Origin of the sequence: Mesorhizobium sp., assembly GCF_005063415.1 — a bacterium.
GTDB lineage: Bacteria > Pseudomonadota > Alphaproteobacteria > Rhizobiales > Rhizobiaceae > Mesorhizobium.
This window is the reverse complement of record NZ_SUEG01000103.1, coordinates 12582-19106: the sequence shown is the minus strand read 5'-3', so window position 1 is coordinate 19106 and position 6525 is coordinate 12582. Positions and strand designations below refer to the sequence as shown.

1 protein-coding gene and 4 pseudogenes are annotated in these 6525 nt (G+C 61.1%); 2 read left to right on the top strand and 3 right to left on the bottom strand.

What is annotated here, in order from left to right:
- Positions 1-55 precede the first annotated feature (55 nt).
- Positions 56-700, bottom strand: a pseudogene (locus E5W70_RS22880) (ISNCY family transposase); the annotation flags it as partial.
- A 724-nt stretch (positions 701-1424) separates the two neighbouring features.
- Here E5W70_RS22880 and E5W70_RS22875 point away from each other — a divergent pair.
- On the top strand, positions 1425-2717 hold the full coding sequence (locus tag E5W70_RS22875) for an acetyl-CoA carboxylase biotin carboxylase subunit family protein (RefSeq protein WP_292662728.1): 1293 nt from the start codon (positions 1425-1427) through the stop codon (positions 2715-2717).
- A gap of 631 nt (positions 2718-3348) precedes the next feature.
- On the opposite strand, the pseudogene istB reads toward E5W70_RS22875, so the two are convergent.
- Both istB and istA read right to left on the bottom strand, forming a co-directional pair.
- A pseudogene (gene istB / locus E5W70_RS22870) lies at positions 3349-4069 on the bottom strand (IS21-like element helper ATPase IstB); the annotation flags it as partial.
- Positions 4070-4085: 16 nt separating this feature from the next.
- A pseudogene (gene istA / locus E5W70_RS22865) lies at positions 4086-5634 on the bottom strand (IS21 family transposase).
- A 269-nt stretch (positions 5635-5903) separates the two neighbouring features.
- Here istA and E5W70_RS22860 point away from each other — a divergent pair.
- Positions 5904-6497 (top strand): annotated as a pseudogene (locus E5W70_RS22860) (transposase); the annotation flags it as partial.
- Between the last annotated feature and the right edge of the window lie 28 nt (positions 6498-6525).

The window sequence follows — 6525 nt, the reverse complement described above, 5'->3', positions numbered from 1 at the left end:
CGATCCGCAAGCTGCAGCGGGCGCTGCATGGTCAGAGTTCTGAACGCTCAGCCCGTTCTGTGAGCACCATGCTCAACAGCGTCTGTTCGCGAACCAGCAGCGGCGCACATTCCGTCCAGCCGGTCGCGATGTCGGTGAGCACGAGGGTTTGGATGAAGCTGCCGCGAGCCGAAGGGCTGGCCACGAGGTCCGCCTCAACGAAGCCTGGCGCTGGATCGTCCCAATCCGCCGACGTTCTAATGGGAATGCTCCGTCGCAGGGCATACGCCGCGGGCCGTCGTCGGGGACGTCCCAAGCCTTCTCGGATCGGTCCCAGCGCCTGTCGACCGTGGCCGCGCTCATCGCCAGCAATTTGCCCCGGATTTCGGGCGCTAGGTCAAAATGACCGTGCCGTTCCATCGCCTCGAGAAGGATGGGCAGCAACGCCTTCAGCCGCTTGCCGCAGACGCGGCCGGACGCCTCCCAGAGCAAATATGAGCGCATTGCGTTCCGCTTCATCATAAATCCGCGGCCGCGCTCGCCGTCCTGCAAACGGCCCCTCACCGCGTCGTAGTAGCCGCATCGCGTGCTTGCGGTGAAAGCCCGTGACGACGACGAACTCATCCAAAATTCTCGCCTTCTCCGCTCGCGTCGAAGCACGATAGCGCTCTGAAACCGCCGTCGTCAGTTCTTTCCTTGTCGCCATGCTCAGCCGTCCCATAGTCGCCCCAGTCATACCCCTCGGTAGGGAGCAACTTATGTGAGGCAACGGTTGAACATTCAGGAACATTTTCGACGAGGCAATGCGAGTCTCCCCTTGTCTGTCGCCGCGCAACGAGAACTGACTTGAGGCGACCCGCTACCTCAACATGGATCATCTGCGCGAGCACAAGAAGGAGAACCTGAGAGCACTGGCCGCGTGAGACGCGGCCCGCCATGCCGCTCCGCTAAACACGGGGGCTGCGCGGCCGACACGCCAACGTCACCGCTGCTGCCACGCCTTTTTCGCAACTTGACACACACAACTTTCAATCTGCTTTGCTCAGCCTTGGGAATCCCAAGAGTCCACACGGCCTAGAGGGAGTCGAGCAAAAGCGACAGAGCTACCACCTATGTCCTATGTCGTAGGATTGATCCCTCCGCGCACGTAGGTGCGGGCGACCGATGCAGCCCGTTGGCAAGCCCCTTCGCCAGATGCTCGTATTCCCGCACCCTCAACGAAGGCGACAAGAGGACGTCAACGCACACGAGTGATAGGCGCTGCAGGGCGAGCCCAGCGTGGAAATCGACGAGGCACTTCAAATGAATTTGCAGAATCTTCACAACCCCAAATCTCTGACAATGTTACTTCTGCGTTCAGGCACTGACGCCAGACAGGGATAGAAAGCCGGCACTTGTTTACGCTCAGACAGCCGCACCAGCACGCAACGGAGAGTTAACAGCCAATGCCAGCAACAGCGCTCATCCTGATTGAAGGCCATAGTCGTCTTGGTCCGCTATACGTGAAAGCAGCCCAGCGGCTCGGCCTCCATCCAATTACCCTGTCGGCTGATCCGGCTGGGTACGACTATCTTGCAATTGAAGGAAACGAGACTATCCGTGTGGATACGGACAATCTCGATGCATTGATACACGAATGTTCGCAGCTAGGTAAGGGCTATCATATCGCCGGCATTACTGGCTTTGCGGGCGAGGACGAGTCGGTCTATGCGACAGTTGGCAAGCTCTGCCGGTATTTCGATCTCCCGGGACCGAACCCCACATCCGTTGAACAATGCTACGACAAATTCATTCAACGTCAGCTCCTCACGCAGGCCGGCGTTCCAATGCCTACTTATCGCTTGGCTACGAATGCGACCAACGTGGAAAGCTCTGCCGCCGAGATCGGTCTGCCGGTGATTCTTAAGCCAGCTTCAGGCAGCGGCAGCATTGGAGTCCGATTGTGCCGCAACGCCGATGAGTTAGCCGAACATACGACCTATCTGTTGGGCGGGAAGCATATATGGCGATCTTCGCCGAGAATACTGGTGGAAGAATTCGCGCAAGGCCCATATTACAGTGCTGATATAATGGGGGAAGAAATCATTGGAATTGCCGCTGGGAACTTCGGCCGACCACCCCATTTCGTCTTTCGTGAGTACCTCCATCCCGCACCGCTGAATGATGGGGACTTCAAACGTATCGCCGATGTTTCGCTGAGCTGTTTGCGAGCTCTCGACCTTGGCTGGGGGCCAACGAACATTGAATTCCGGTGGACGAAGCGTGGACCAGTCGTGATTGAAGTCAATCCTCGTCTTGCGGGTGGGCCGAATCCTCGGCTGGTTCAGCTGGCTTACGGTGTCGATCTCGTCACCGAGCACATCAAGCTTCTCATAGGCGAGGAATGGAATTTGAGCAGAAGGCTTTCGAACGTAGCGGCCGCGCGATTCCTGATCGCGGATCAAGACGGCACGCTGGACTGGATCAATGGCGACGGCCGCGCGGCCGCTTTACCCCGTGTCGACGAGGTCGAATTGTATGTTAACGCCAAGACGCCGATCGTCAGGAACGGCGACTATCGAGACCGCATCGGACATGTCATTGCCACTTCACCAAGCCTTGCTCAGACCGAGGCGATACTTGAGCGTGCTGTCAACATGATTAGTTGGTCGATCTCACCATTTCCGACCCTTTGCGAAGGACAAACTACAGCCCCACACCCTTCCGCATCAGTGGAGGTGGAGTTGCCCAAAAAGTGAACGCGTGGAACGTTGGTGCACGCGACAGCTGGGGAGTTGCACCTCAATGTCGTCAATGGTCTTTATGGCACCTCCACGCCGAAGCGCCAACGCGAGGTCTACCCGGTGTCCCAATCTCATCTTTGACCTCTCGCGTCATCGTCCCATTCGGCGGCGCTGTATCATGGCCGCCAGTGTTGGCTTATTCCTGCGGCCGGATAGTGTCCTGAAGGTTCTGCAAAAAGCACTGGAGAGAGAACGGCGGTTGCTCTGAGGCGAGAGCGGCCATGGCACGCTGATAGCGTTGCGATCACCGATTCCCGTGGAAGGGGAAGTGCCATGACCGATCGAGAAGCTAGACTGAGCAGAGGCGAGTTGAAAGCGTTGCTGTTGTCGGATGACGACGGCTTTCGCAAGGTCTTCCAGACTGTGGTGCAGGAGGCTTTGGAGGCCGAGATGGCGGAGGCGCTCGGGCCGAGAAAGGCGAGCGGACTGCGTATTTCGCAAAAGCCGGACAGGGGTTCCGCTAATTCCCGGACAGTGGTTTCGCTAATGTCGGGACAGTCTGGCGGCGTCGGTCCTTGGGTGCCTTGTTGCGTTCATGGATGATTGATTTCGCCGTTTTCGGCGCGGTCAAGAGGGGCGCGGCCTTTTGCTTTCGCATGCTGTCGCCCTGGAGCACGATGCGGTGGGCGTTGTGCACGATCCGGTCGAGAATGGCGTCGGCGACGGTGGGGTCTGCGATCAGGTCATGCCATCTGGCCACCGGGACCTGGGCGGTGATCAGTGTGGATTTGCGGCGATAGCGTTCCTCGACGATTTCGAACAGATGGAAGCGCTGTTGGTCGGTGAGGCTGTGGGTTCCGAAGTCATCGAGGATGAGCAGTTGCGCGCGGGTGAGTTTGTCGATGAGGCGTGGGAAGCGGCCATCGAGACGAGCGAGCGCCAAATCCTCGAACAGGCGCGGCACGCGCACATAGAGCACGGAATGATCGAGCCGTGCCGCTTGCCGGCGGAAGGCGCAGGCCAGCCACGACTTGCCGGTTCCGGTCTGGCCGGTGACGATCAGGTTCTCATGCGCTTTCAGCCATTCGCCCTGCGAGCGCCATGGTGCTGCGCCGGTCGAGTCCGCGCGGCGCGGCAAAGTCGATGTCCTCGATGCATGCTTCGGGAAAGCGCAGCCTGGCTGAGGCGAGCCGGTTCCGGACGCGCTTGTCGGCCCGCATGGCGACCTCGCGGTCGAGCATCAGGCCGAGCCACTCGTCACGGCTGAGCTCGTTGGCGTTGTTGCGTTCGGCCAGTTCGCGCCAGGCGGCAGCCATGCCGGCCAGACCGAGGGCCTGCATCTGGTCGAGGGTGGGGTTCGTCAGCATTCTTTCTTCCTTTCCTTCACTGGTAATAGGTGGAGCCGCGGATGTTGGCGTGCTGGGGTGTCGGCTTTGCCGGTTCTGCGGAGCTGGCCCGGTCGAGGCCGGCTTTGAGGATGGCGGTGACGGAGGAGTAGGCGATCGCGTTGATCAGCAGCGCCCGCTCGCAGGCGGCATCGAGACGCTCCGGCCCATAGCGCGGCGCCAGCGACAGGATGCCCATGGCCGAGCGGTATCCCTGTTCCGGATTCGGCCGGTCGCGCATCATGCGCTCGACCAGGATGGCGGCGTTGGGGCCGATCCCGGCCGCCCGGCTGATCAGGCTGGCCGGCGTGGTGTTGGCGTAGCGCTGGTGCGCCTTGGGCATGTGTTCGTTGACGGTGACATGGCCGGAACGCTGCGAGCGACGGATATGGCTGGCGACACGCTGGTGATCGTGGAAGATCTCGACCACTCGATGCGTGAGCCGCACCTCGACGGTGCGCCCGATCAGCCGGTGCGGCACCGAATAGAAGGTCTTGTCGACCTCGACATGGTAGTCAGGATGGACCTTCGCCGACTTCCACTCGGCGTACTCGAACGGTGCCGCCGGCAGCGGCTTCAAGGCAGCCCGCTCGATCTCCTCGAACAGTTCGCGGCGGCTTTGGCCGATATGGCGCATCGGCCGGTTGTTCAGCTCCTCGAGCAGTTCGGCGATCGCCGCGTTGAGCTCGGCGATCGAGAAGAAGGATCGGTTCCTCAGCCGCGCCAGAATCCAGCGCTTGACAATCAGCACCGCGCCTTCGACCTTGGCCTTGTCGCGCGGCTTGCGGCTGCGGGTCGGCAGGATGGTGGTGTCGTAGTGCTCGGCCATCGCGGCAAAGGTCGCGTTCAGCGTCGGCTCGAACCGCAGCGCCTTGACGACACCGGCCTTCAGGTTGTCGCATACGATCGCTCTGGTGACGCCGCCGAAGAAGGCGAGCGCTCGCACCTGGCCCTCGATCCAGTCCGGCAGCTTCTGGCTGGAGCTGGCAAAGGCGAAGGTCAGGTTGGAGGCGCCCAGCACCGCGACAAAAATCTGCCCCGGGTAAATGACGCCAGTCGCCGGATCGATCACCGGCACCGTCTGCCCGGCATAGTCCGTCTGCATCACCGCGGCCCGCCGCATGCCGATTGCGGAATGTCGCGCTCGTCCGGCGCTCGAAAGCGGCGAAGTGCTCGCAGAACCAGGTGTAGCCGTAGCCGTCGGGATGGGCGGCGCGATACTCCTGCCACAACAGCGTCAGCGTCACCCCCTTGCGCTTTAGCTCCCTGGCGATCAGCGCAAAGTCCGGTTCGCTCAGGTCTTGCGGCGGACGACCGGCACGGCCAAACAGCAGCCGCTCAAGTGTCGCGTCGTCGTGGCCCGGCGGCAGAGGCCAGCATGACAGCCCGGCCTCCCGCGCCCGTAGCAAATAGGTCGATACTGTCGTCTTGCTGATCTTCAGCCGTTCCGACACTTCACGCACCGAAAGACCCTGCTCATGGGTCAGGCGCAACATCGCTTGGATGTCCCTCACGCTCGTTCGTCTCGCTTGCTTCCGTCTCGGCATGGCCCCTCTCAACATCATCGTGAGAGGCCAAACTGCCAGAACGGCGCAGCCAAGAACCGACGCTAAATCCGCTTCCGAAAACTGTCCGGGATTTAGCGGAATCGCTGTCCGCGAATTACTGAAATCACTGCCGAGATTTAGCGAAAAGTGGGTGTCCGGGAATTACCGAAACACGCAAGCGGACGGCGGAGCGGGTTGGTTACCGCTCGGGCTATTACAACGCAAGCTTGTGACGCGGGTTGGGGTCCTGGAACTTCGCGTTCCGCAACCGGGAGAGCCATTCAAGCTGGCGCGAGTTCGTGGCAGGGCTCAAGCAGCGTGGGCTCGCCGGCGTCGAGTTCGTCGTCTCCGACGACCATGCGGTGCTCAGGGCGGCGGTCCGCGAAGTGCTGCCCGAAGCGGTCTGGCAGCGCTGCTACGTGCACTTCCTCAGAAACGCGCTCGACTACGTGCCGCCCAAGGCCGACGACGATTGCTTGATAGAGCTGCGATGGTTCTATGACCGGCGTGACCTGGCCGAGGTCAACCGCGATCTGGCGCAGTGGATCGCCAAATGGCAAGCCAAGTACCCGAAGCTGGTCAACTGGGTGGAGGACAACATCGAGGAAACGCTGAGCTTCTATCGGCTGCCGCTTGCCCATCACAAGCACATGAAGTCGACGAACATGCTGGAGCGGCTGAATCAGGAGATCAAGCGGCGAACCCTGGTCGTCCGCATCTTCCCCAGTCCGCAGAGCTGTCTGCGGCTGGTTCGGGCACTGGCGGTGGAGATCCACGAGAACTGGCTCGAGGCGACCCGCTACCTCAATATGGATCATTTGCGCGAGCACAAGAAGGAGAACCTGAATGCATTGGCCGCCTGAGACGCGGCCGCCATGTCCGCCGCTCCGC

Coding starts and splice junctions, on each gene's coding strand:
- E5W70_RS22875 (WP_292662728.1), top strand. CDS start 1,425: ATGCCAGCAACAGCGCTCATCCTGATTGAAGGCCATAGTCGTCTTGGT.